Raw genomic sequence first — 24,632 nt, forward strand, 5'->3', positions numbered from 1 at the left:
ATGGATATGATGAAAATGGCCGAGCGAACCTATTACGCGCCGCAAGGCGGCCATCCCGGCCAGCACGAGCTGCTGACCGGCCGCGCGGTCTTCACCGAGGCCTATGCGGTCATTCCCAAGGGTGTGATGCAGGACATCGTCACCAGCCCGCTGCCGTTCTGGGACAAGACGAGGGCATGGATCATCGCAAGGCCGCTCTCGGGCTTCGCCGAGACGTTTTCGCAATACATCGTCGAGGTCCTGCCCGGCGGCGGCAGCGATCGGCCGGAGCTCGACGCCGAGGCCGAGGGCGTGCTGTTCGTGGTGGAGGGCGAGCTCACCGTCTCGCTTGCCGGCAAGAAGAATGTGCTTGCCCCCGGCGGTTTCGCCTTCCTGCCGCCGGCGAGCGCCTGGACGGTGCGCAACGAGAGCGGCGATGCCGTCCGCTTCCACTGGATCCGCAAGGCCTATGAGGCGGTCGACGGCCTCGACGCGCCGGAAGCCTTCTTCACCAACGAGCAGCAGATCGAGCCGAGCCCGATGCCCGGCACCGAGGGACGCTGGGCGACGACGCGCTTCGTCGATCCGGCCGACATGCGCCACGACATGCATGTCACCATCGTCACGCTCAAACCCGGCGCGGTCATCCCCTTTGCCGAGACGCATGTCATGGAGCACGGGCTCTACGTTCTCGAAGGCAAGGCCGTCTACCGCCTCAATCAGGACTGGGTCGAGGTCGAGGCCGGCGACTTCATGTGGCTGCGCGCCTTCTGCCCGCAGGCCTGTTATGCCGGTGGCCCGGGCAACTTCCGCTACCTGCTCTACAAGGACGTCAACCGGCATGCCAAGCTCGGCGGCGCTGGTATCGGGGGTCGTGCGCGGTGACCCGCATCGTCGCCCAGAAGCTAACCCGCGATAACTTCGCTCCGTTCGGCGATGTCATCGACATGAGCGGCGACAACCGCTACCCGATCAATGGCGGCAAGGCGATGCGCTACCACGACCTCGCCACGGCGGAAGCCGCCGGGCCGAATGCGCGCGTGCTGATCTCGATGGTGCGCGGCACGCCCTACGAGATGCCGTTGAAGCTGACCATGGTCGAGCGCCATCCGCTCGGCAGCCAGGCTTTCATCCCGCTGTCGCCGCGCCCGTTCCTGGTGGTCGTCTGCCATGACACCAAGGACGGCCCCGGCGAGCCGCATGCCTTCATGACCGCGCCCGGGCAGGGCATCAACTATCGCCGCAACCTCTGGCACGGCGTGCTGACGCCGATCGGCGAGGAACAGGATTTTCTCATCGTCGACCGCGGCGGCGACGGCTCCAACCTCGAAGAGTGCCATTTCTCGCACCCTTACGAGATCCATCTTCCCTGAACACTGCCGATTTTTTTCCGATGACAGAGATTTCGCTGATCGACCGCCTGCTCGACGTGATCGAGCAAGACATCGTGCCGAAGACCGCCGAGGGCGTTGCCCACGGCAACAAGCTGTTCGGCGCCGCGATCCTAAGGAAGGACGACCGCACGCTGGTTCTCGCCGAGACCAACAACGAGATCGAGAATCCGCTCTGGCACGGCGAGGTGCATTGCCTGAAGCGCTTCTACGAGATGCCCAAGGCCGAGCGTGTCGACACCAAGGACGCGCTGTTCCTGGCCACGCACGAGCCATGCTCGCTCTGCCTGTCGGCGATCACCTGGACCGGCTTCGACAATTTCTACTACCTCTTCAGCCATGAGGACTCGCGCGACAGCTTCGCGATCCCGCATGACCTCAAGATCCTGAAGGAGGTCTTCACCCTCGATCCCGGCGGCTATAACGCCGAGAACGCCTATTGGAAGAGCTTTTCCATCCGAAAGCTGGTGCGCGCCTTGCCGGAAGCCGAGCGCAAGCGGCTGGAGGCAAGAATCGGAAAAATCTCCGCGCGCTACGATGAGCTGTCCAACGCTTACCAGGCCAGCAAGGCTGAGAATGACATTCCGCTGAACTGACGCGGCTTTTGCCTAGCCTACCTTCGCCTTCTTCAGAACCTCATTTATCCTGGCCTGCCAGCCCTTGCCCGTCGCCTTGAACTTGCTGATGACATCCTGATCAAGGCGGATGGACACGATCTGCTTGGGTTTCTCCGCGGCTGGCCGGCCACGAGCGCGCCTTATGCTCTCGAAAAGCTCCGGAACCGCTTTCGCGAAAGGCGCGGCTTGCGCCAGTTGTTCATCGGTTGCCTCCGCATCGTCAGGGTCAGCAGCAATCTGTTTTTGAATTTCCGCCTCGTCCTCGTCGGTAAGCGGTCGAATGCGTCGTTTATGGGTGCTCATACGCTGACCTTTCCTTTCGGCTGGCACGACGCATCGAGATTACCGAAATCGCTTCGGAACCAAGCGGCTTGAAGATAACGGCGAGAATGGTCTGCCTGAACTCGCCAATCGCCATTAACCGGCCAGCCTTGGCTGGTAGAACGATTGAAGTCGCAAAAAAAATCGAGATCGAGATCGGCGAAGTCTAGACGCCGGTTTTCGAGGTTCGTCACACGCTTCGGCTCATCCCAAACGATTTTCAGGCGAGATCATCCAGTGCGTCTGCGTCGGGCCAAAGTGAATAAACGTAATACATAAATTAGTGCAGCAGCGCAAGTTCAGAGTTAAATGATCGGGGCCGGTCTCAGCATCGTGACAGGTCGCATATTTCGCTGCGCCAGTCGCGAATAGCGTTGAAAGTCGTCGCCAGGCAAGGCGTTATGCGGCCCATGAAAACCGTCACCGATTTCCCCCGCAAGGTCGTCGAATTTCCCGATATGGGTATCGTCATGCCGGACGGCTGCCGGCTGTCGGCGCGCATCTGGATGCCTGAGGATGCGGCCGACAATCCCGTGCCGGCGATCCTCGAGCACCTGCCCTACCGCAAGCGCGACGGAACCATCTTCCGCGATGAGCTGACGCATCCCTATTTCGCCGGCCATGGCTACGCCTCGATCCGCGTCGACATGCGCGGCAACGGCGATTCCGAAGGGCTGATGGACGACGAATATTCCGAGCAGGAATTGCAGGACGCCTGCGACGTCATCGCCTGGGCGGCCGCGCAGCCGTGGTGCAACGGCAATGTCGGCATGATGGGCATCTCCTGGGGCGGCTTCAACTGCCTGCAGGTGGCGGCCAAACAGCCGCCGGCGCTGAAGGCGGTGATCAGCCTGTGCTCGACCGTCGACCGCTATGCCGACGACATCCACTACAAGGGTGGCTGCCTGCTGCTCGAAAATTTCGGCTGGGCCTCGACGATGCTCTCCTACTCGTCGCGGCCGCCGGATCCGGAAATCGCCGGCGGCAACCGCTGGCGCGACCTTTGGCTCAGCCGGCTGGAGAACCAGCCCTTCCTTCTGCCGCTCTGGCTCAGCCACCAGCATCGCGACGGCTACTGGAAACGCGGCTCGATCTGCGAGGATTTTTCGGCCGTTCATGCGGCGGTGCTGTCGATCGGCGGCTGGCATGACGGGTACCGCAACACGATCTCCAACCTCGTCACCAACATCCAGTCGCCGGTCAAAGGCATCGTCGGTCCCTGGATCCACAAATACCCGCATTACGCGGGACCCAATCCGGCCATCGGCTTCCTGCAGGAGGCATTGCGCTGGTGGGATCGCTGGCTGAAGGGTGCGGCGACCGGCGTCGAGGCGGACCCGGACTACCGCGCCTATGTGATGGACAGCGTGCGGCCGGCCCGCTGGCACCCGGAGCGGCCGGGCCGCTGGATTGCGGAACAGGAATGGCCGTCGTCCAACATCAAGGTGCAGGCGATCGGGCTCATTGCCGACGGCGCCAAGCCGGCAATCGTCGCCACGCCACAAAACTGCGGACTGGCCGGCGGCGAGTATTTTCCCTTCACCTTCGGTCCCGAGCTGCCGGGCGACCAGCGCCCCGACGACGCGCTTTCGGTGTGTTTCGACGAGCCGGAACTCGCCGAGGCGATCGACATCGTCGGCGCGCCGGAGCTTGACGTCAGGGTTGCCGCGGACCGCCGTCAGGCCAACATCGCGGTGCGGCTCTGCGACGTGCATCCCGACGGCGCCTCGGAACTGATTTCCTATGGCGTGCTCAATCTCACCCATCGCAACTCGCATGAATTCCCGGAAGCGCTGGTGCCGGGCGAGGCGGTCTCGGCGCGCGTCGTGCTCGACCAGTGCGCCTACCGGGTGCCGGCGGGCCACAAACTGCGCATTGCCGTCTCAAATGCCTACTGGCCGATGATCTGGCCGTCGCCTGAGCCGGTGAGGCTCGAATTGGCGGCGGCAACGCTCAAGCTGCCGTTGCGCCCGCTGGCGAAAGGCGACGAGGTTTCCTTCGCCGAACCGGAAGGCGCGACACCCTGGGCGACCGAGACGATCAGGCCCGCCAATTCGGAACGGCACATCGACCGCAACGAGAAGACCGGGGTCGTCACGCTTTCCATAACCGACGATTTCGGCGAGGTGCGCGACCTTGCGCATGGGCTCGTCCATGGCAGCATCGTCCGGGAGATTTGGGCGATCCATCCCGACGATCCGGAATCCGCCACCGGCAGCACGCACTGGACGCAGACCTTCTCGCGAAATGAGTGGTCGGTGCGCACCGAAACTTTTGCCGACATGCGCTGCGACGCGCAAAACTTCGTTCTCAGCGCCAGGATCGAGGCCTATGAGGGCAACAAACTGGTGTTCGAGCGCGATTTCGAGCAGGCGATTCCACGCGCCCTCGTCTGACCGCTGACAAGATTGGGCCAATTGCGACGCGCCATTTACGCCACGGCATGTCGCATTCGGTCTTGCCTGCTGCTTTCCGTTGCGGTCATTATCTCCTCCAACAAGTAGAAACGACCATAAGGTCGGACCATCAGAGTGAGGAACCCATAATGACAAACGAACTCGACTATCTCAGCCGTCGCGTCGCCGCCGGCAAGCTCAGCCGTCGCGACTTCCTTGGCCGTGCCGCCGCGCTCGGCGTCGCGGCACCCTTCGCCAATTCGCTGCTTTCGAGCGCGGCCCGCGCCGCCGGCCCGGTCAAGGGCGGCACGCTGAAGGCCGGCCTGGTCGGCGGTGAATCCACCAACAGCCTCGATCCGGCGCTGATGATGACGCAGGTGCCCTTCGCCTTCGGCAAGTGCTGGGGCGAAATGATCGTCGAGCTTTCCCCCGACGGCAAGCTCGAGAACCGCATCGCCGAGGAGATCGGCTCTTCGGACGACGCCAAAGTCTGGACGCTGAAGATCCGCGACGGCGTCGAATTCCACAACGGCAAGACCGTGACTGCCGAGGACGTCGCCGCGACGCTCGAACGTCATTCGGACGAGAAGTCGAAGTCCGGCGCGCTGGGCTACATGAAAGGCATCGAGACCATCAAGGCCAGCGGCAAGGAAGTGGTGCTGACGCTCAAGGAGCCGAATGCCGACCTTCCGTATCTGCTCAGCGACTATCACCTGATCGTCCAGCCGAATGGCGGCAAGGACAAGCCCGATGCCGGCATCGGAGCCGGTCCCTACAAGGTCAAGGTCAACGAGCCCGGCGTGCGCCATGTCGGCGAGCGGTTCGCCAATTACTGGCAGGGCGACAAGATGGGCCATGCCGACCAGGTCGAAGTCGTCGTCATCAACGACGCAACGGCGCGCACGGCGGCCCTGCAGGGCGGCCAGGTTAACATGATCAACCGCGTCGAGCCGAAGATCGTCGACCTGATCAAGCGCGTGCCGGGCGTCACTATCCGCAACCACTCCGGTCCCGGCCACTACGTGTTCATCATGCACTGCAACACGGCGCCGTTCGACAACAACGACCTCAGGATGGCGCTGAAACTGGCGATCGACCGCGAGGAGATGCTGAACAAGGTGCTGCGCGGCTACGGCTCGGTCGGCAACGACTTCCCGATCAATGCATCCTATCCGTTGTTCACCGAGATCGAGCAGCGCAAATACGATCCGGACAAGGCCAAGTTCCACTACAAGAAGTCGGGCCATGACGGCTCCATCCTGCTCCGGACCTCGGACGTGGCGTTCCCGGGCGCCGTCGACGCGGCACAGCTTTACCAGCAGAGCGCGGCCAAGGCCGGCATCAAGCTCGAGATCAAGCGCGAGCCGGGCGACGGCTACTGGAACGAGGTCTGGAACAAGCAGCCCTTCTGCGCCTCCTATTGGGGCGGCCGCTCGACCCAGGACCAGATGTACTCGACAGCCTACCTGTCGTCGGCCGACTGGAACGACACGCGTTTCAAGCGTCCGGACTTCGACAAGATGGTGCTTGCGGCGCGCGCAGAGCTCGATGAGGCCAAGCGCAAGCAGATGTACCACGACATGGCCGTCATGGTGCGCGACGAGGGCGGCCTGATCCTGCCGATGTTCAATCAGTTCATCGACGCCACGGGGCCGAAAGTCGCGGGCTGGGTGGAGGATCCGCATCAGGAGCTTTGCAACGGCTACGCTTTGGCGAAGTGCTGGCTCGAAGCCTGAGCACGGCCTTGCGGAGATGTCCTCACCCATCGTGAAACTGGTGGCCCAGCGCATTGCGCTGGGCATCCTCCTTCTGCTGGCCGTTTCGGTCCTGATCTTCGCCGGTACGCAGATCCTGCCCGGCGATGTCGCGCAAGCTATTCTCGGACAATCGGCGACGCCGGAGTCGCTGGCCAACCTGCGCGAGCAGCTCGGGCTCAACCAGCCCGCCTATATCCGCTACTTCCACTGGCTGGGCGGGGTGCTCACCGGCGACCTCGGCACGGCCATGTCGAGCGGGCAGGACATCGCGACATCGATCAAGGAACGGCTGTGGAACACGCTGTTCCTGGCCTTCTGGGCGGCGATCGTCGCCATTCCGCTGGCGATCACGCTGGGCCTTATCGCGGTTCGCTATCGCAATGGCTGGGTCGATAAGCTGATCTCAGGCGTGGCGCTCGCCTCGACCTCCTTCCCGGAGTTCTTCATCGGCTATCTGCTGGTCTTCTATTTCGCGGTCCAGCACCAGTGGTTCCCCGCGATCTCCACCGTCTACGACGGAATGTCTCTCGGCGAACGCCTGCAGGCGATCGCGCTGCCGGCGGCGGCTCTGACGCTTGTGGTGCTCGCCCACATGATGCGCATGACGCGCGCGGCGATCCTCAACGTCATGCAGTCGGCCTATGTCGAGACGGCGGAGCTCAAGGGGCTCTCGGCCTTCGCGGTCATCCGCAAGCACGCGTTCCCGAATGCGATCGCGCCGATCATCAACGTCGTGATGCTGAACCTCGCCTATCTGGTGGTCGGCGTCGTCGTGGTCGAGGTGATTTTCGTATATCCGGGCATGGGCCAGTATCTCGTCGACCACGTCACCAAACGCGACGTTCCCGTCGTGCAGGCGGTCGGCCTGATTTTCGCGGCCGTCTATATCAGCCTCAACATCATCGCGGACATCGCGGCGATCGTCGCCAATCCGCGGCTCAGGCATCCGAAGTAAAGGGAGGCGGCGGATATGCTCGACATCAGACGCATTCCCCTGCCTTCGCTGATCGGCCTGGTGCTGACGGCGCTGTTCGTGCTGGCGGCAATCTTCGCGCCGCTGATCGCGCCGCACGGCAACGGCGAGATCGTCGGCGATGTCTGGGAGACGATGTCGTCGGCGCATTGGCTGGGCACCGACAATCTCGGCCGCGATCTCTTGTCCCGCATGATCTATGGCGCACGCATCACGCTGTTCATCGCGGTGCTGGCGACGGCGCTGTCCTTTTCGCTCGGCGCCATCCTCGGCTTTTCGGCGGCGGTGTTCGGCGGCTGGTACGACACCGTCCTGTCGCGTCTCGTCGACCTCTTGATGTCGATCCCGACCCTGATCATGGGCCTCGTCGTGCTGTCGGTGCTGCCGTCCAACCTGGTGACGCTGATCCTGGTCATGGGCATCCTCGACTCGACCCGCGTCTATCGCCTGTCGCGCGCGGTGGCGGTCGACATCAACGTCATGGACTATGTCGAAGCCGCCAAGCTGCGCGGCGAAGGCAGCGGCTGGATCATCTTCCGCGAGATCCTGCCCAATGCGCTATCGCCGCTGGTCTCGGAACTCGGCCTGCGCTTCATCTATGCCGTGCTTTTCCTGTCGACGCTCTCCTTCCTCGGCCTCGGCGTGCAGCCGCCGGACGCCGACTGGGGCGGCATGGTGAAGGAAAACAAAGACGGCATCGTTTTCGGCATTCCGGCGGCGCTCATCCCGGCGGCAGCGATCGCGGCGCTGGCGATCTCCGTCAACCTCGTCGCCGACTGGGTGCTCAACCGCACGACCAGCCTGAAGGGAGGGCGCGGGTAATGGCTGACAGCAAAGCGAATTCCGGCCGGCTCCTCGACATCCGCAATCTGCGCATCGAGGCGACCGTCTATCCGCCCGGCGAGGCGCCGAAGACGATCACCCTGGTCCACGACGTCTCGCTGACGCTGGAGAAGGGCAAGGTGCTCGGCCTGATCGGCGAGTCCGGCGCCGGCAAGTCGACCATCGGCCTGTCGTCGATGGGCTACGGCCGTGGCGGCGTACGCATCACCGGCGGCGAGGTCATCCTCAACGGCCGCGATATCCTGAAGGGCGGCAAGGACGGCTTGCGCAAGCTTCGCGGCCGCGAAGTGTGCTATGTCGCGCAGTCGGCGGCGGCGGCCTTCAATCCGGCCCACCGGCTGATGGATCAGGTGGTGGAGGCCGCGCTCCTGCACGGTACGGCGACCCGGGCGGAGGCCGAGAAACGCGCCGTCGCGCTGTTCAACAAGCTCAGCCTGCCCAACCCCGAAACCATTGGCGAGCGCTTCCCGCATCAGGTCTCCGGCGGCCAGTTGCAGCGCGTGATGACGGCGATGGCGCTCTGCTCCGAGCCTGACCTGATCGTCTTCGACGAGCCGACCACGGCGCTCGACGTGACGACGCAGATCGACGTGCTGGCGGCGATCAAGGACGCCATCCGCGACACTCATGTCGCGGCTCTATACATCACCCACGACCTCGCCGTCGTCGCGCAGGTGTCGGACGAGATCATGGTGCTGCGCCATGGCCGGCTGGTCGAGTGGGGCGGCACGCGACAGATCATCAAGGAGCCGCGCCAGGAATACACCAACGCGCTCGTCTCCGTGCATGAGATCGAGCACCAGGAGCAACAGCCCGGCACAGCGCCGGTGCTGTCGGTGAAGAACGTGACGGCCGCCTATGGCGGCGGCCACGTCAAGGTGCTGAAGAACGTCTCGGTCGATATCCATCCGGGCCAGACGCTGGCCGTCGTCGGCGAGAGCGGTTCCGGCAAATCGACGCTGGCGCGCGCCATTACCGGACTGCTGCCGCCGGAGCAAGGCAGCGTCGTCTTCGACGGCCGCACGCTCGCCAACCGGCTGGCCGACCGGCCGAAGGAAGACCTGCGCCAATTGCAGATGATCTACCAGATGGCCGACGTGGCGATGAACCCGCGCCAGACCGTGGGCACCATCATCGGCCGGCCGCTGGAGTTCTATTTCGGCATGAAAGGCCGCGAACGCGACAAGCGCGTCGCCGAGCTGCTCGACGAGATCGAGATGGGCAAGGGCTTCGTCGACCGCTATCCGGCCGAGCTTTCCGGTGGTCAGAAGCAGCGCGTCTGCATCGCCCGCTCGCTCGCCGCCAAGCCGAAGCTGATCATCTGCGACGAGGTGACGTCGGCGCTCGACCCGCTGGTCGCGCACGGCATCCTCAAGCTGCTCCTCAATTTGCAGCAGATCGAGAAGGTGGCCTATCTCTTCATCACCCATGATCTCGCGACGGTGAAGTCGATCGCCGACTCCATCGCGGTGATGTATCGCGGCGAGGTAGTGCGCTACGGTTCCAAGAGCAAGGTGCTGACGCCGCCCTTCGACGCCTATACCGACCTTCTGTTGTCCTCCGTCCCCGAAATGGAGATCGGCTGGCTGGAAAAGGCGATCGCGGGCCGGCGCATGGAGAGCGCGGGCAACTAAGCTGGCTCCTCTTATGCGCGCTTCTGAGCCTTGGTCGGATCGGCCAAGGCTCCGATGCTGATCTCTCCCGCAAGACCGCATGGAATTGCCTGTGGCGCTCACATCCAAACTGCTGCTCATCATCCTCGACGGCGTGCCGTACCGGAACTGGCGCCGGCTGATGGGCAATCTCGAAGGCTGGGTGCAGTCCGGCGAGGCGCAGGTGTGGAAGATGCGCTCCGTGCTGCCGTCAACCTCGGCCTGCTGCTACGCCTCGATCCATACCGGGGTCACGCCGCAGGTGCATGGCATCCTGTCCAACGAGAACCGGTTCCGCGTCAAGCAGCCGGACATCTTCTCTGAGGTCAGCAAGGCCGGCGGCAAGACGGGCGCGGTAACGCATTCCTACTGGTCGGAATTCTTCCGCTCCCATCCGTTCGACCTCGTCGAGGACATGGAATTCGACGAGCCCGGCGGGCCGATCACGCATGGCCGCTTCCACAGCATGACCGGCTACAATCTCAAGAACCAGATGACGCCGAGCGATGTCGACCTGTTCGCGACGCTGACGATGCTGACCCGCCGCCACGGCATCGACTACGGCATCCTGCACAGCTGCACGCTGGACTCGATGGGCCATCGCTTCGGCCATGATTGCCACGAGATGGACCATGCCTGCTACGCGATGGACGGCATGCTCGCCGCCTTCCTGCCCGGCTGGCGCGAAGCCGGCTACGAAGTGATCGTCACCGCCGACCACGGCCAGACGGACCGCGGCCATCACGGCGGCCACGACGACGAGATGCAGGATTTCGCGCTCTATTATTTCGGCCCGGCGAAAGGCCCCGAGGCCGGCATGCTGCTCGACCAACTGCAGCTCGCGCCGACGGTGCTGAGCCGGCTCGGTGTCGACATACCGGCGACGATGAAGGGGAAGGTGTTTTTGGTTTAGCTCCCCCTTTTCCGCCCGCAAGGGCGAAGATTGGCAGCTTCGATGTCGGCGTTCTTGCAACATTGGAGATTGGCGAAGGCCAAGCAACTTCGTCATCCACGGGCGGAGCGGGAGCGAAGCGGACGCGCAGACCCGAGGATCCATTCCGTGACCTCGCGCGAAGGGTGCAACGGAGAAAGATTCTGCAACGAGATCAACGCCTTGACGTCACGGAATGGATCCTAGGGTCTGCGCCGCGTCGCTTCGCTCCTTGCTTCGCCCTAGGATGACGACGCGATAGGCGTCTCGGCTTGTCCCCTCACAAGGGGAGAAGGAAAGGCGCCCCACTGGCAACACTCCCTTTCTTCGGTTAGCCTCCGAAAAATCCTTGGCGGAGGGTGAACCTTTTTGGACCGAGCAGCGACAGAGCCACGAGGAGCCAGGCGGCTCGACCGGCCATGAACGCGGCGACCGAAACCGATCGCGTGCTTGTCGACCGGGTCGCGAAGGGCGACCGGGCCGCCGTGCGGCTCCTGTTCATGCGTCACCACGCGCGGATCTACCGCTTCGTGGCGCGCCAGACGGGATCGGAAATGATGGCCGACGATATTACCAACGAGGTCTTTCTCGAGCTGTGGCGCCAGGCGCCGGGCTTCGAAGGCCGCTCCGAAGTCTCGACCTGGCTGCTCGGCATCGCGCGTTTCAAGGCACTGTCGTCGCTGCGCAAGAAGAAGGAAGACTGGATCGACGACGATGACGCGGCGCAGGTCCCCGACAGCGCCGACACGCCGGAAGTCGTCACCATGAAGGAGGACAAGGCCGCCGCCTTGCGCCGCTTCGTCGATGCCTTGCCGGAAGAACACCGCACGGTGATCGATCTCGCCTATTACCATGGCCAGTCGGTGACCGAGATCGGCGAAGTGCTCGACATCCCGGTCGCGACCGTCAAGACCAGGATGTTCTACGCCCGCAAGAAACTCGGCGAGGCGCTCAAGGCCGCCGGTTACGACAGGGGGTGGCCATGAGCGCCGCTGAAAAGATGTCGCGCCGCGACGAGATGGAGACGCTGCTGCCGTTCTACCTGAACGGCTCGCTGGAAGGCGCCGAGTTGGAAGCCGTCGAGGAATGGCTGGCCTCCGATCCGGCGGCGATGGCAGCCCTTGGCGAGGCGGAGGCCGAATTCTCCGGCACCGCCGCCGCCAACGAGGCGATCCGGCCGCCCGCCGATGCGCTCTCCCGCTTTGCCAAGGCGCTCGACGCCGAGGCCGGCCCGGTGCGCGCGCCCGCCGGCCAATCGTGGCTCGCCTGGGTTTTCGGCAAGGTCACGGCGATACCCGCCGGCGTCGCCTGGGCGGCGGCCGCGGCGCTGCTTGCGCTGGTCGTGGTGCAGTCCTTCGAGCAGCCGGGCGGCAAGGGCAATGACTTCGAGGTGGCCGGCGCCCAGGACGACCTCGCGAAGCTGCCCTTCGCCCTGGTGAAGTTCAAGCCGGACGCCAGGATGTCGGACATCGCCGTCTTCCTCGGCCAGAACGGGCTGAAGATCGCCGGCGGGCCGACTGCCGACGGCGTGTTCCGCGTGACAATTCCGGCCAGCACCGCAGCCGACTACGACAAGCTCGTCGGCCTCATTGCCGCCCAGCCTTTCGCGGAGGCTGTGGTGCAGGGAAGGAAACCGGCCGATGGCGGCTAAGGCGGTCGTTCTTCATGCGGCGCTCCTGGCGGCGGCATTTGTCGCCGCGCCTGCCGTTGCACAGACCAACGACCCGAATCTTTCGCAGAAGCAGATCGACTGCCTCAATGGCAAGACTGCGGCCGGCGCCGATTGCGACAAGGACGGCGGCGGCAGAGACGATGGCGGCAAGCCCGGCGCGGGCACGACGACCGGTGCCGTATTCTTGCCGGCGCTGATCGTCGACCTGTTCCCGAATCCGCCGGCCGGTCCGGCAACGCCCAATCCCCCGAATGGGACGTCGCCGTCGGCCGGTCCCGCCAACACGCCGACACCGGCTCCCGCGCCGAGCGGACCTGTCACGCCGCCCACCGGGCTCAATGTCGCCGCGCCGCCGCGTGCGGTCAGCGGCGAATTCGTGCCCGACGAGGTGCTGGTGACGGTCGCCGGCGATGCCGGCGCGGTGCAGCAGATCGCCACCGCCTTCGGCCTGCAGGTGCGCTCTCAGCGCCAGTCGCGGCTGCTGGGCGGCACGCTGGTACGCTTCGGCATTCCCGACGGGCGCCCGGTCGGCGTGGTGCTGGCGCAGCTTGCCGCCGACGGCCGCACGCAGCGGCGCGAGCCCAACCACATCTATTCGCTGCAGCAGGCTGCCGGGATCGTGAACTACGCCTTTGAGCGCATCGCGCTCGATTCAAAACAGGCGAGCGGCGAGAATGTGCGCATCGCCGTCATCGACACCGGCATAGACGACAGCAACCCGGCGCTGAAGGGCGTGATCGCCGACCAGTTCGACGCCATGCCGAACGTGCCGATCGAGAAGCGCGACCACGGCACCTCGGTCGACGGGCTGATCGCCGGCGTCGGCGCGCTGGAAGGCATGGCGCCGGGCGCCAGGATCTACCACGCGCGCGCCTTCGAGGGCGGCAAGTCGACCATGGACGTCATCCTGTCGGCGCTCGACTGGGCGGCGAGCCAGGACGTGCGCATCATCAATATGAGCTTCGTCGGCCCGAAGAACGACCTGCTCGGCACCGCCTGCCGCAATGCGCGGGCGCTCGGCATGGTGCTGGTCGCGGCGGCCGGCAACAACGGGCCGAAGGCGCCCTACGGCTATCCGGCGGCCTTCGACGGCGTCATCGCCGTGACCGCCACCGACGCCAAGGACGGGCTGATGCCGCAGGCCAATCGCGGTGCCTACGTCTTCATCTCGGCGCCGGGCGTGGAAATGGTGGCGCCGAGCGGCGCCGGCTCCGACGTGGTGACCGGCACCTCCTTCGCCGCCGCGATCGTGTCCGGCGCCATCGCCAATCTCATTCATGCCGCGCCCGGCCGCTCGGCCGACGAAATCGAGAGGGCGCTTGCCGCCACCGCGAAGGATCTCGGCCCGAAGGGGCGGGACAATGACTTCGGCTATGGGCTGCTGGATATCAAGGCGGCTGGCGCAGCGAAGGAATAAGGGCCAACGGCGCTGCGCTGTCGCGGGTGGCCGCAGGCAGCTTCCGTGTCAGATCATGCTGTTGCCATGTAGATCGCTTTCAGCAATCGGCTGCCGGACCTCCCAATGCTCGACGAGCTTGTCGGCAGCCAGGCGGAAGATGTCCACGATGGCAAGGCCCGCCTCCTTCGCATCCCTCTTGGCCAGCATGTGGACGACAACATAGTCTCCCTCCGCGACGATCCGCTTCACCTCGCCGCGGACGTCAGGGAACGTCTGGCGAAGCTGCCGGACATAGCTGCAGAAACCGTCGACCCCGTCGGCGATATTCGGATTGTGCTGGATGTAGGCATCGCCGAAATGTGCGGAGGCGGCATCGATATTTCCTCGATTGACTGCCTGCTCGATGAAGTCGAGTACGATAGCCTTGTTGCGGGCGAGGATGCTGCCGGTGGAACTGTGTGAAGGTGTCTTTTCCTGATCGTTCATGGTTCGAGCGTCCTTTGGGCTTCCTGTATCCGGCCGGAGCTGAAATGTGGCGCCGTGCCGTCGCTGGATGAACCTAGGTGCGTCGCATGAGACATTCGATGGTCTATACTTGCAATTCCCTATCCGCACGTCTCACATGTCCCCTGGGTGGGAAACGAAAATAAGAGTATGGACGCTTTATCGGAGATTCTGTCCTCGGTCCGGCTCGGTAGCGCAGTGATCGGTTACGCGCGCCTTGCGCCGCCTTGGGGTATCGCGGTGGATCCGGCTCGCGGCGCGGCTATCCATCTCGTGCAGAACGGCGATTGCTGGCTGCGCCTGCCCGACGCGGAAGCGCCGATCAATGTGTCCGAGGGCGACATCATCCTCGTTGCCAGCGGTGTAGCGCATGCCCTTAGCAACCCGGTCGATGCGCCCCTCGCTCCGATCGCCGCCATGCTGTCGAAGGCGGCCGCCGGCACGGGCAACTCTCACGATAGCGAAGCGACGACGCTCCTCTGCGCGAAGTTCTCGCTGGACGAGGGGACACCGCATCCGATGATCTCGCTGCTGCCACCACTGATTCATCTGACCCGCGCGCAGATCGAGGCAAATCCATCCTTGCATCTGGTGGTCGAGCTTTTGCGCCTGGAGGCCGTCAGCGACATGACGGGGCATGACATCGCGGCGCCACGGCTCCTCGATAGCGCGCTTGTCTTCCTCCTGCGCGCCTGGGTTGACAGCCGGCCCCTGGGGGGAGGTGGATGGTTTGATGCCTTGCGTGACAAGGGTATCGCACGGGCGCTCCGCCTCATCCATGAAGCCCCGACGGAGCCCTGGACCGTCAACGAGTTAGCCAAGCGTGCGTTGCAGTCCCGGGCGACCTTCGCCCGGCGGTTCACCCGTCTCATGGGAGTGCCGCCGCTGACCTATGTTGCGCGATGGCGAATGAACCTCGCCGCCCGGGCATTGCGGGAGACGAACCAGACGGTTGAGAAGATCGCCCACACCGTCGGCTATGATTCAGCACCGTCATTTTCGCAGGCCTTCAACCGGATTGTCGGTCAGGCGCCGGGCGCATACAGAAATAGCTTCAGAATGGTGGAAAGGGACGCGACGCGACCACGTCGATCTGATCTTGCTCCTTATCGTTGACTTCAACGCGATAGGAACCTTTCTCGAATTGAAAGGTAATCGAGCGCTGTCCGAACCCGGCCAACTCATGGTCCCAAATCGTCGTCCATTCTTCCATCCCTAATCGCCACCAAGTCTACTAACGCGGCAGCATGCATCGAACTCGATCACTTAAAGTATTGAGTCAACTTCTACCCCGGCGCCCCCGCGACCGATCCCCTTATCACCAGATCGACCGGCCAGACTTCGCCTCGCTTCCCCTCTTCCAGCCCGGAGATGCGCGCCGCGAGGCGCTCGGCGACGCGGGCGCCGGCGAGGCGGATCGAGGAGCGCGTGGTCGACAGCGGCACCGGGAAATTTTCGGGCCGCAGCCAGGGGAAGACGTCGTCGTGAGCGACCAGCGACAGATCCCCCGGAATGGCGAGGCCGAGATCGCGCACGGCGCGCACGACGCCCAGCGCCATGATCAGGCTGGAGCAGACGATCGCCGTCGGCGGCTCGCTTTGCTCGAGCAGGCGGCGGGCGGCGTGATAGCCGTTTTCTTCGGTCATAGTCAGCGAGCAGATGTGGCGTTCGCCAAGTGTAAGCCCGCTCGCGGCAAGCGCCCGGCGCACGCCGCGCTCGCGATGGATGGCGAAAGTCTCGCGGTCGTCGCCATTGATCAGCGCCAGCCGCTTGTGACCGAGCTGGACGAGAAGCCTCGCCGCCTCGTGGAAGGCGCCCTCATTGTCGATGTCGAGATACGGGTAGTCGAAATCGAAACCCTCGCTGCGACCGTGGACGATGAAGGGGATGCCCAGCGTGTTGACCAGCGCCAGCCGCCGGTCGGCGGGGCGCGGCGAGGAGATGTAGACGGCATCGACCTGACGGTTGGCGACGATACGCCGGTAGGTGGTCTCCTGGTCGTCGGCATCGGCGGGCGAGAGCACGAGGTCGAGTTCGTGCGAGCGGGCATAGTCGCCGAGGCCGGAGAGGAACTCGACGAAATGCGGATCGATGTCGACGGTGTTGCCGGTCGGCAGCACATAGCCGATCATTCCCGATTTGCCGGTGGCCAGCCGCCGCGCGCTGGGGTTCGGCCGGTAGCCATGGCGCTTGGCGGCATCCATCACGCGGCGCCGCGTCTCCTCGTTGACCTCCGGGTAGCCGTTCAGCGCGCGGCTTACCGTGGTCTGCGAAAGCGACAGCATGTGCGAGAGTTGCTTGAGGTTCATCGGAGGCCTCCAGCCTCAAAGCGCTTTAAATTTGAATCGATCCGATGACGACTGGCGATGCCGCCAGACGGAATGACCTTAGTGTCGGGAAAAGGCAGTTTGAAGCAAAAATTGCTGCTGCAGCGCCAAAAAAGCATGCTGCAATGCACTTTCTCGCCAGTCGCGAAGAAATTTAAATCGATTAGTGCCGCAACCCTCTTGACTTCCGGCCAATTCAATGGCGAGATCGACAAAGCCAAAGCGCTTTGGAAGACTCTCCGAAAGGTTGCGGTTGCCTTCTCGCTGAGTCACAGTTCCGCGGGCGTCGGCGGACGAGATGGAGGTTTCGTCCGAACTGTTTGACCACTGGGAGGAATTGCGATGAAGAAAATGCTTCTCTTGGGCGCCGCGTTCGCCGCGCTCGCTTTCAGCCTGCCGGCGCAAGCCGAACTGAAGTTCAAGCCGGGCGAGGACCCGCGTTTCCACTGGGCGAACTACGACGAGCTCAAGAAAGTCGATCTCAAGGGCGAGACGCTGACCATCTTCGGGCCGTGGCGCGGCGAGGACGAGGGCCTGGTGCGCACCGTTCTGGAATATTTCCAGGAAGCCACCGGCGCCGAGATCAAATACTCCTCGTCGGAGAATTACGAACAGCAGATCGTCATCGACACCCAGGCCGGCAGCCCGCCCAACATCGCCGTGCTGCCGCAGCCAGGCCTCATCCAGGACCTCGCTTCCAAGGGCCTGCTCACTCCGCTCGGCGACGACACCGCCAAATGGGTGAAGGACAATTACGGCGCCGGCCAGTCATGGGTCGACCTCGGCACCTTCAAGGACAAGGACGGCAAGCCAGGCTTCTTCGCCTTCCCCTACAAGGCCGACGTGAAGTCGCTGGTCTGGTACTCGCCGGACAATTTCGAGGAAGCCGGCTACAAGGTGCCGAAGACGCAGGAAGAACTCGCCGACCTCGAGAAGAAGATCATCGCCGACGGCGGCAAGCCCTGGTGCATCGGCCTCGGCTCCGGCGGCGCCACCGGCTGGCCGGCGACCGACTGGGTCGAAGACATCATGCTGCGCACGCAGACCCCCGACGTCTACGACAAGTGGGTGAAGAACGAGATCCCGTTCAACGACCCGGCCGTGGTCAACGCCATCGACGTCTTCGGCAAGATCGCCACCGACGACAAGATGGTCGACGGCGGCGCCAAGGCGGTCGCGGCGACCGACTTCCGCGACAGCCCGAAGGGGCTCTTCTCGGTGCCGCCGAAATGCTACATGCACAAGCAGGCCTCGTTTATTCCGACCTTCTTCCCGCAGGGCACCAAGATCGGCCAGGACGCCGACTTCTTCTACTATCCGCCCTATGCCTCCAAGCCCGATCTCGGCACGCCCGTGCTCGGCGCCGGCACGCTGGTCATGATCACCAAGGACTCCAAGGGCGCGCGTGCCTTCATCGACTTCCTGAAGATGCCGCTGGCGCATGAGATCTGGATGGCGCAGGGCGGCTTCGTGACGCCGTACAAGGCGGTGAACAAGGAAGCCTATGCCAGCGAGGCGCTGAAGAAACAGGGCGACATCCTGGCCAACGCCTCGACGTTCCGCTTCGACGGCTCGGACCTGATGCCCGGCAAGATCGGCGCGGGCTCCTTCTGGACCGGCATGATCGACCTGGTCGGCGGCAAGTCCGCCCAGGACGTCGCCACCGACATCCAGAAGAGCTGGGATGCCATCAAGTAAGCCGCCGGACGCGGCTGAACTCAGACCTTACTGATCCTCCTACTGGATCCGGGCCACGGCCCGGATCCGACCGGCGGTCCACGCCGGAAGCCTTCGCGTTCGATTGTTCCGGATAGTGCATGTCGCCCAAAAGTGCGCAGCGGTTTTGGGGAGACGACATGCATCAAAACAGCGACTTAAAGCGCATGGAGCGAACTTGAAAGATCGCGGCGCGCTTTAAGTACAATCGGTGCACCCAATCGCCAGGACTTGCCTGGCCGGTCATGCGCAGGGAGAGGGACCTATGGCGGCTCAGATTTTCTCGGCCATATTCGTCATCATCATCGGCGTCGGCGGCTGTGTCGCCTATTTCTGGGGCGCCAACAAACTGCTCGACGTCGTCTTCCCGTCGCGCGGCGTCTCCGGCACTGCCGCCGTCGACAATCTGCGCCGGCAGGGGCTGGTCCGGCCGTGGCTTTTCGTCGGGCCGGCGATGATCATCCTCACCATCTACCTGATCTATCCGGTCGTCGAGACGCTGAGGCTATCCTTCCTCGACCGCGGCGGTGCGAGCTTCGTCGGCCTCGCCAACTACGAATGGGCGTTCGGCGATCGCGAGTTTCGCAACTCGATCCTCAACAACATCATCTGGCTCGCCGTGGTGCCTGCCGCATGCACCTTCCTCGGGCTTATCATCGCCGTGCTCACCGACAAGATCTGGTGGGGCACGATCGCCAAGAGCCTGATCTTCCTGCCGCTGGCGATCTCCTTCGTCGGCGCCAGCGTGATCTGGAAATTCATCTATGAGTATCGCGGTGAAGGCCAGGTCCAGATCGGCCTGCTCAATTCCATCATCCAGTATTTCGGCGGCCAGCCGCAGGTATGGATATCGCTGCCATTCTGGAACAACTTCTTCCTGATGGTCATCCTGATCTGGATCCAGACCGGCTTCGCCATGGTGATCCTATCCTCGGCGCTGCGCGGCATTCCTGAGGAGACGATCGAAGCCGCGGTCATCGACGGCGCCAACCCGTTCCAGATCTTCTGGAAGATCATGGTGCCGCAGATCTGGGGCACGATCGCCGTTGTCTGGACCACCATCACCATCCTGGTGCTGAAGGTGTTCGACATCGTGCTGACGATGACCAACGGCCAGTGGAACAGCCAGGTGCTCGCCAACCTGATGTTCGACTGGATGTTCCGCGGCGGCGGCGACTTCGGCCGCGGCGCGACCATCGCCATCATCATCATGATCGCGGTCATTCCGATCATGGTCTGGAACATCCGTCAGGCCAACAAAGAGACGGGAGGGCACTGAGATGACCGCCAAGACCGGAAAGTCCTTTGCCAGCCGCTTCGGCGTCCACATCGCGGTGCTCGTCTTCGTGGCGATCTGGACCGTGCCGACGCTCGGCATCCTCGTCTCGTCGCTGCGCGACAAGGACCAGATCATCGCCTCAGGCTGGTGGAATTCCTTCGCCAGCTCCAGCCAGACCGAAGCCGGACGGCTGCCGGCCGCTTCGGCGCAGGCGCAGAAGGACGGCAAATATGTCATCGAGGGCAATATCTTCGGCGACGGCGCCAAGCGCAACATCAGCGCCTTCGGCGTCAAGTCGTCGGCGCCGACACAATACGCGGCCGGAACGGCCGCCGATCTCGGCGACGGCGTCACCTTGCAGATGAATGCCGACGGCAGCTTCGTTCTTTCCTCGCCTAAGGCCTTCGAGGGCGAGCGCGGCCAGCGCGTCTATTTCGCCTCGTCGGCACCGCCGAAGTTCACCACCGACAATTACAAAACCGTGCTGTTCTCGGAAGGCATCGGCCGCTCCTTCATGAACTCGCTGACGGTGACCATTCCCTCGACGGTCATCCCGATCCTGATCGCCGCATTCGCGGCCTATGCGCTGGCCTGGATGCGCTTTCCCGGCCGGGCGCTCTTGATCGCCGTCATCATCGGTCTGCTGGTGGTGCCGCTGCAGATGTCGCTGATCCCGCTGTTGAAACTCTACAATGGCGTCGGCAGCTTCTTCGGCGTGCCGTCGAAGACCTATCTCGGCATCTGGCTGGCGCATACCGGCTTCGGCCTTCCCTTCGCCATCTATCTGCTCAGGAGCTACATCGCCGGCCTGCCGCGCGAGATCATGGAATCGGCGCGCATCGACGGCGCCAGCGACTTCGAGATCTTCGTCAAGATCGTGCTGCCGCTGTCCTTCCCGGTGCTCGCCTCTTTCGCCATCTTCCAATTCCTGTGGGTATGGAACGATCTTCTGGTGGCGATGGTTTTCCTCGGCACCGAGGCCGATCAGATCGTGCTGACGGCCAAGCTCAACGCGCTGCTCGGCTCGCGCGGCGGCGACTGGGAGATCCTGACGACGTCGGCCTTCGTGACCATCATCGTGCCGCTGATCGTCTTCTTCTCGCTGCAGCGCTATTTCGTCCGCGGGCTGCTTGCCGGCTCGGTGAAAGGAGGTTGAGACAATGCAATCGGCTTTGAAGGCGACTTCGAGACCAGACCCCGCCGTCGACCGCGACTGGTGGCGGGGCGCGGTGATCTACCAGATCTATCCGCGCTCCTATCAGGACTCGAATGGCGACGGCATCGGCGACCTGCAAGGCATTGTGCGGCGGCTGCCCTACATCGCCTCGCTGGGCGTCGACGCCATCTGGATCTCGCCCTTCTTCAAATCGCCGATGAAGGATTTCGGCTACGACGTGTCGGACTATTGCGACGTCGATCCGATGTTCGGCACGCTGGCCGATTTCGACGCGCTTGTCGCGGAAGCCCATCGCCTGGGTCTCAAGGTGATGATCGACGAGGTCCTGTCGCACACCGCCGACATCCACCCCTGGTTCAAGGAAAGCCGCTCCAGCCGGACCAATCCGAAAGCGGACTGGTACGTGTGGGCGGACGCGAAGCCGGACGGCACGCCGCCCAACAACTGGCTGTCGATCTTCGGCGGCTCGGCCTGGCAGTGGGACACCAGCCGCCAGCAATACTACATGCACAATTTCCTGGCCGAGCAGCCCGACCTCAACTTCCACAACCGGCAAGTGCAGGACGCGCTGCTCGATGTTACCCGCTTCTGGCTGGAACGCGGCGTCGACGGTTTTCGGCTCGACACCATCAATTTCTACTTCCACAGCCAGGGCCTGGAGGACAACCCGCCGCTGCCGCCGGAAGAACGCAACGACCAGACGGCGCCGGCGGTGAACCCCTACAACTACCAGGACCATATCTACGACAAGAGCCGGCCGGAAAACCTCGGTTTCCTCGAGCGTTTCCGGGCCTTGCTCGACGAATATCCGGCGCAGGCCGCCGTCGGCGAGGTCGGCGATTCGCAGCGCGGGCTGGAAGTGGTGGCCGCCTACACCGCCGACGGCAAGCGCGTTCACATGTGCTATTCCTTCGACTTCCTGGCGCCGGAAAAGATCAGTGCCGCCAAGGTGCGCGCGGTGCTGGAGGCCTTCGGCCAGGTCGCCAGCGACGGCTGGTCCTGCTGGGCCTTCTCCAATCATGACGTGATGCGCGTGGCCTCGCGCTGGGCCGCCAACGAGGCGGATCCGACCGCCTATCTCAAAGTGATCTCGGCGCTCTTGATGTCGCTGCGCGGCTCGGTCTGCATCTACCAGGGCGAGGAGCTCGGCCTCGGCGAGGCCGAACTCAAGTTCGAGGACCTGCAGGACCCCTACGGCATCCGTTTCTGGCCGGAATTCAAGGGCCGCGACGGCTGCCGCACACCGATGGTGTGGGAGGCGGCGGCCAAGAATGGCGGCTTCTCGACCGCAAGACCCTGGCTGCCGGTGCCGGGCAAGCATCTTTCGCAGGCGGTCAACGTGCAGCAGGGCGATGCGAGCTCGCTGCTCGAGCACTATCGGCGCTTCCTCGCCTTCCGGCGCCAGCACCCCGCGCTGGGCAAGGGCGATATCGATTTCATCGAAAGCGATGGCGATACCGTCGCCTTCACGCGACGCGAAGGCAACGAGCGCATCGCCTGCGTCTTCAACCTCGGCAGCAAGCCGGCCGAGATCGATTTCGGCAATGGCTCGCTGCAGCCCTTGCCGGGACATGGCTTTTCGGGACAAGCTGGCACCGGGACCATCCGCCTCGGCGGCTATGGCGCCTGGTTCGGGCGGATCGACTGAGTTTGGCGACAGACAATCACTGGGAGGAAGAAAACATGGCCGATGTCACCCTGAACCAGGTGAAGAAATCATACGGCAATCTCAACATTCTCCACGGCATCGACCTCGACATCAAATCGGGCGAGTTCATCGTCTTCGTCGGACCGTCGGGCTGCGGCAAGTCGACCTTGCTGAGGTCGATAGCCGGCCTGGAGGAGATCACGTCCGGCGTACTCCAGATCGACGGCGAGGTGGTGAACGACGTGCCGCCGTCGAAGCGGGGCATAGCCATGGTGTTCCAGTCCTATGCGCTCTATCCGCATATGACCGTCTACGACAACATGGCCTTCTCGATGAAGATCGGCAAGGAAAGCAAGGCCGAGATCGACAAGCGCGTGCGCCAGGCGGCGGAAATCCTGCAGCTCACCAAATATCTCGACCGCCTGCCCAAGGCGATGTCGGGCGGCCAGCGCCAGCGCGTCGCCATCGGCCGCGCCATCGTGCGCAATCCGAAAGTGTTCCTGTTCGACGAGCCGCTGTCGAACCTCGACGCGGCGCTGCGCGTCGCCACCCGCATCGAGATCGCCAAGCTGAAGGAGCAGATGCCGAACACGACGATGATCTACGTCACCCACGACCAGGTCGAGGCGATGACGCTGGCGGACCGCATCGTGGTGCTGAAGGAAGGCGTTGTCGAGCAGGTCGGCACGCCGATGGAGCTCTACAAGCGGCCGGGCAACCTGTTCGTCGCCCAATTCATCGGCTCGCCCGCCATGAACATCCTGCCGGCGAAGATCGAGAAGGCCGGCAACCCGACCGTGGTCAGCCATGTCGGCGACCGCAAGGCGACCGTGCCGATCGCGACGCCCGCCTCGGCCAACGGCGCCGCGGTGAGCTTCGGCGTGCGGCCGGAGGATCTCGCGATCGCCACCGGCACGGATTACCTGTTCGAAGGCAAGGTGGACTATATCGAACAGCTCGGCGAGGTTCAGCTCGTCTATGTCGATATCGGCCGCGCCGACCTGCCGCTGGTGGCCAAGCTGCCCGGCAATGTCGAGGTCAAGCGCGGCGAAACCTTGCGGCTGAACGCCAGCGCCGGCGACCTGCACATCTTCGACGCCGACGGCCACTCCTTCACGCTGCATCGCGACGAGGCGAAGGCGGCCTGAAACCGGCTAAAGCAATTCCAGGAAAGATGTAAGCGGCTTTCCGTTCGGAATTGCGTAAAAACAAAGAGATAGAGCGGTTCGCCGTTTCCGTGAAACGGTGAAACGCTCTGGAGTGGAATTGCTTCAAGCAGCACCTGCCAAGAAAGAGCGGCGGGCATGGCCCGCCGCTCTTTTCTTACTTGGAATGCCGGCTTGGAATGCCGGAGGCTTAGCGGCCGAACAGGTTTCGGTCGCTGCCCTGCGGGGCCGACTTCTGCGCGTCATTCGACGAGTTCAGCAGCTTGCGGACCGGCGAGTCGGAGCCGACCGACGAGGTGCGGGTGGTGTCGACTGCAGCAGCCGGCTGGTTGGCGCCGTTGGAGCCGTAGTTGTCGCTGGCCGCAAAGGCAGCGCTGGACAGGGCCAGAACGGCCGCGGTGGCAAGAACAATCTTCTTCATTTTCAGTACTCCTGAATTCTTGGAGGCGGCGGGTGAACCCCGCCGTCTATCTCCTGTCGGCCGTGGCCCCTCATTTTCGGATCACGGCCGCGCTTCGGCAGTTAGTTGTTGCCGAAGAGGTTGCGGTCAGCACCCTGAGTGACCGGCTGCTGAGCGGCCGGGGCCGACTTGTGGGTCGAAGCCGTGTAGGACGTGTCGACCGCGGCAGCCGGCTGGTTGGCGCCGTTGGAACCATAGTTGTCGCTCGCGGCGAAGGCGCTGCCGGAAATGGCCAGAAGGGCGGCGGCAGTGAGAACAATCTTTTTCATTTTTGGTACTCCAGTATCTTTTTTCCGTCCGTCTAGCGGCGTGTCTTGGGAATGAAATCGCGTCGTTCGGACAGCCCCGATGTGGGTGAGCCGGCTGCCGGATTCCAATCACGAAGTTGTTCCGGCTGGACCATGAGTCCACATCTTGAAATTAT

At 63.8% G+C, this 24,632-nt stretch carries 24 protein-coding genes and 1 pseudogene; 19 read left to right on the forward strand and 6 right to left on the reverse strand.

What is annotated here, in order from left to right; genetic code table 11:
* The 3 genes from QAZ22_RS01770 to QAZ22_RS01780 are packed head-to-tail and all read left to right on the forward strand — an operon-like array spanning window position 1 to window position 1,966.
* Complete coding sequence (locus QAZ22_RS01770; RefSeq protein ID WP_278205264.1) at window positions 1-864, forward strand: bifunctional allantoicase/(S)-ureidoglycine aminohydrolase; 864 nt, start codon at window positions 1-3, stop codon at window positions 862-864.
* Window positions 861-1,352: an ureidoglycolate lyase gene (locus QAZ22_RS01775; protein ID WP_278205266.1), complete on the forward strand. Its 492-nt coding sequence runs from the start codon at window positions 861-863 to the stop codon at window positions 1,350-1,352. The genes QAZ22_RS01770 and QAZ22_RS01775 overlap by 4 nt, the downstream gene beginning before the upstream one ends.
* Window positions 1,353-1,372: 20 nt before the next feature.
* On the forward strand, window positions 1,373-1,966 hold the full coding sequence (locus QAZ22_RS01780; RefSeq protein WP_278205267.1) for a nucleoside deaminase: 594 nt from the start codon (window positions 1,373-1,375) through the stop codon (window positions 1,964-1,966).
* Window positions 1,967-1,978: 12 nt separating this feature from the next.
* On the opposite strand, the gene QAZ22_RS01785 is transcribed toward QAZ22_RS01780, so the two are convergent.
* Together QAZ22_RS01785 and QAZ22_RS01790 are read right to left on the reverse strand one after the other, a co-directional pair.
* Entirely contained in the window at window positions 1,979-2,290 is a 312-nt protein-coding gene (locus QAZ22_RS01785; protein ID WP_278205268.1) for a BrnA antitoxin family protein, read from the reverse strand.
* Window positions 2,277-2,532 (reverse strand): annotated as a pseudogene (locus tag QAZ22_RS01790) (BrnT family toxin). Before QAZ22_RS01790 ends, QAZ22_RS01785 begins: the two are co-directional and overlap by 14 nt.
* 186 nt (window positions 2,533-2,718) lie before the next feature.
* Here QAZ22_RS01790 and QAZ22_RS01795 point away from each other — a divergent pair.
* The 9 genes from QAZ22_RS01795 (at window position 2,719) to QAZ22_RS01835 (ending at window position 13,949) form a co-directional block, all read left to right on the forward strand.
* Window positions 2,719-4,704 (forward strand): CocE/NonD family hydrolase, encoded by a 1,986-nt coding sequence (locus QAZ22_RS01795; RefSeq protein WP_278205269.1) that lies wholly within the window; start codon window positions 2,719-2,721, stop codon window positions 4,702-4,704.
* Window positions 4,705-4,853: 149 nt separating this feature from the next.
* Window positions 4,854-6,440 carry an ABC transporter substrate-binding protein gene (locus QAZ22_RS01800; protein WP_278205270.1) on the forward strand — a complete coding sequence of 529 codons (1,587 nt, stop codon included), beginning with the start codon at window positions 4,854-4,856 and terminating at the stop codon, window positions 6,438-6,440.
* Window positions 6,441-6,456: 16 nt separating this feature from the next.
* Entirely contained in the window at window positions 6,457-7,416 is a 960-nt protein-coding gene (locus tag QAZ22_RS01805; protein WP_278075125.1) for an ABC transporter permease, read from the forward strand.
* Between the two features lie 15 nt (window positions 7,417-7,431).
* Entirely contained in the window at window positions 7,432-8,256 is an 825-nt protein-coding gene (locus QAZ22_RS01810) for an ABC transporter permease (protein ID WP_278205271.1), read from the forward strand.
* Window positions 8,256-9,911 carry an ABC transporter ATP-binding protein gene (locus QAZ22_RS01815; protein WP_278205272.1) on the forward strand — a complete coding sequence of 552 codons (1,656 nt, stop codon included), beginning with the start codon at window positions 8,256-8,258 and terminating at the stop codon, window positions 9,909-9,911. Before QAZ22_RS01810 ends, QAZ22_RS01815 begins: the two co-directional genes overlap by 1 nt.
* A gap of 91 nt (window positions 9,912-10,002) precedes the next feature.
* Complete coding sequence (locus QAZ22_RS01820) at window positions 10,003-10,842, forward strand: alkaline phosphatase family protein (protein ID WP_278205273.1); 840 nt, start codon at window positions 10,003-10,005, stop codon at window positions 10,840-10,842.
* 437 nt (window positions 10,843-11,279) lie between these two features.
* Window positions 11,280-11,846 (forward strand): sigma-70 family RNA polymerase sigma factor, encoded by a 567-nt coding sequence (locus tag QAZ22_RS01825; protein WP_278205274.1) that lies wholly within the window; start codon window positions 11,280-11,282, stop codon window positions 11,844-11,846.
* Complete coding sequence (locus QAZ22_RS01830; RefSeq protein ID WP_278205275.1) at window positions 11,843-12,511, forward strand: anti-sigma factor; 669 nt, start codon at window positions 11,843-11,845, stop codon at window positions 12,509-12,511. Before QAZ22_RS01825 ends, QAZ22_RS01830 begins: the two co-directional genes overlap by 4 nt.
* Window positions 12,501-13,949 carry a S8 family serine peptidase gene (locus tag QAZ22_RS01835; protein ID WP_278205276.1) on the forward strand — a complete coding sequence of 483 codons (1,449 nt, stop codon included), beginning with the start codon at window positions 12,501-12,503 and terminating at the stop codon, window positions 13,947-13,949. Before QAZ22_RS01830 ends, QAZ22_RS01835 begins: the two co-directional genes overlap by 11 nt.
* A gap of 48 nt (window positions 13,950-13,997) precedes the next feature.
* Here QAZ22_RS01835 and QAZ22_RS01840 read toward each other — a convergent pair whose 3' ends face one another.
* Window positions 13,998-14,417, reverse strand: a complete 420-nt coding sequence (locus QAZ22_RS01840) for a nuclear transport factor 2 family protein (protein ID WP_278205277.1) — start codon at window positions 14,415-14,417, stop codon at window positions 13,998-14,000.
* 168 nt (window positions 14,418-14,585) lie between these two features.
* On the opposite strand from QAZ22_RS01840, the gene QAZ22_RS01845 reads away from it, so the two are divergent.
* Window positions 14,586-15,551, forward strand: a complete 966-nt coding sequence (locus tag QAZ22_RS01845; RefSeq protein ID WP_278205278.1) for an AraC family transcriptional regulator — start codon at window positions 14,586-14,588, stop codon at window positions 15,549-15,551.
* Between the two features lie 170 nt (window positions 15,552-15,721).
* Here the strand turns inward: QAZ22_RS01845 and QAZ22_RS01850 are convergent, their stop codons facing one another.
* The gene (locus QAZ22_RS01850) at window positions 15,722-16,744 is read right to left on the reverse strand and encodes a substrate-binding domain-containing protein (protein WP_278205279.1); all 1,023 of its coding nucleotides are present in this window, start codon (window positions 16,742-16,744) and stop codon (window positions 15,722-15,724) included.
* A 99-nt stretch (window positions 16,745-16,843) separates the two neighbouring features.
* Here QAZ22_RS01850 and QAZ22_RS01855 point away from each other — a divergent pair, with 99 nt between their 5' ends.
* From QAZ22_RS01855 to ugpC, 6 genes are all read left to right on the forward strand, one after another.
* Complete coding sequence (locus QAZ22_RS01855) at window positions 16,844-17,086, forward strand: hypothetical protein (protein WP_278205281.1); 243 nt, start codon at window positions 16,844-16,846, stop codon at window positions 17,084-17,086.
* A gap of 18 nt (window positions 17,087-17,104) precedes the next feature.
* Window positions 17,105-18,460, forward strand: coding sequence for an ABC transporter substrate-binding protein (locus tag QAZ22_RS01860; RefSeq protein WP_278205282.1), 1,356 nt, complete (start codon window positions 17,105-17,107; stop codon window positions 18,458-18,460).
* Between the two features lie 283 nt (window positions 18,461-18,743).
* Window positions 18,744-19,757 (forward strand): sugar ABC transporter permease, encoded by a 1,014-nt coding sequence (locus tag QAZ22_RS01865; RefSeq protein WP_278205283.1) that lies wholly within the window; start codon window positions 18,744-18,746, stop codon window positions 19,755-19,757.
* A 1-nt stretch (window position 19,758) separates the two neighbouring features.
* Window positions 19,759-20,913 (forward strand): carbohydrate ABC transporter permease, encoded by a 1,155-nt coding sequence (locus QAZ22_RS01870; protein WP_278205284.1) that lies wholly within the window; start codon window positions 19,759-19,761, stop codon window positions 20,911-20,913.
* Between the two features lie 4 nt (window positions 20,914-20,917).
* Window positions 20,918-22,582 (forward strand): alpha-glucosidase, encoded by a 1,665-nt coding sequence (locus QAZ22_RS01875; protein ID WP_278205285.1) that lies wholly within the window; start codon window positions 20,918-20,920, stop codon window positions 22,580-22,582.
* A gap of 35 nt (window positions 22,583-22,617) precedes the next feature.
* The gene (ugpC, locus tag QAZ22_RS01880; RefSeq protein WP_278205286.1) at window positions 22,618-23,730 is read left to right on the forward strand and encodes a sn-glycerol-3-phosphate ABC transporter ATP-binding protein UgpC; all 1,113 of its coding nucleotides are present in this window, start codon (window positions 22,618-22,620) and stop codon (window positions 23,728-23,730) included.
* Window positions 23,731-23,938: 208 nt separating this feature from the next.
* On the opposite strand, the gene QAZ22_RS01885 is transcribed toward ugpC, so the two are convergent.
* The gene (locus QAZ22_RS01885) at window positions 23,939-24,169 is read right to left on the reverse strand and encodes a DUF680 domain-containing protein (RefSeq protein WP_278205287.1); all 231 of its coding nucleotides are present in this window, start codon (window positions 24,167-24,169) and stop codon (window positions 23,939-23,941) included.
* A gap of 101 nt (window positions 24,170-24,270) precedes the next feature.
* Window positions 24,271-24,477 carry a DUF680 domain-containing protein gene (locus QAZ22_RS01890; RefSeq protein ID WP_278205289.1) on the reverse strand — a complete coding sequence of 69 codons (207 nt, stop codon included), beginning with the start codon at window positions 24,475-24,477 and terminating at the stop codon, window positions 24,271-24,273.
* Window positions 24,478-24,632 lie beyond the last annotated feature (155 nt).

The organism is Mesorhizobium sp. WSM4906, assembly GCF_029674625.1.
Taxonomy (GTDB): domain Bacteria; phylum Pseudomonadota; class Alphaproteobacteria; order Rhizobiales; family Rhizobiaceae; genus Mesorhizobium.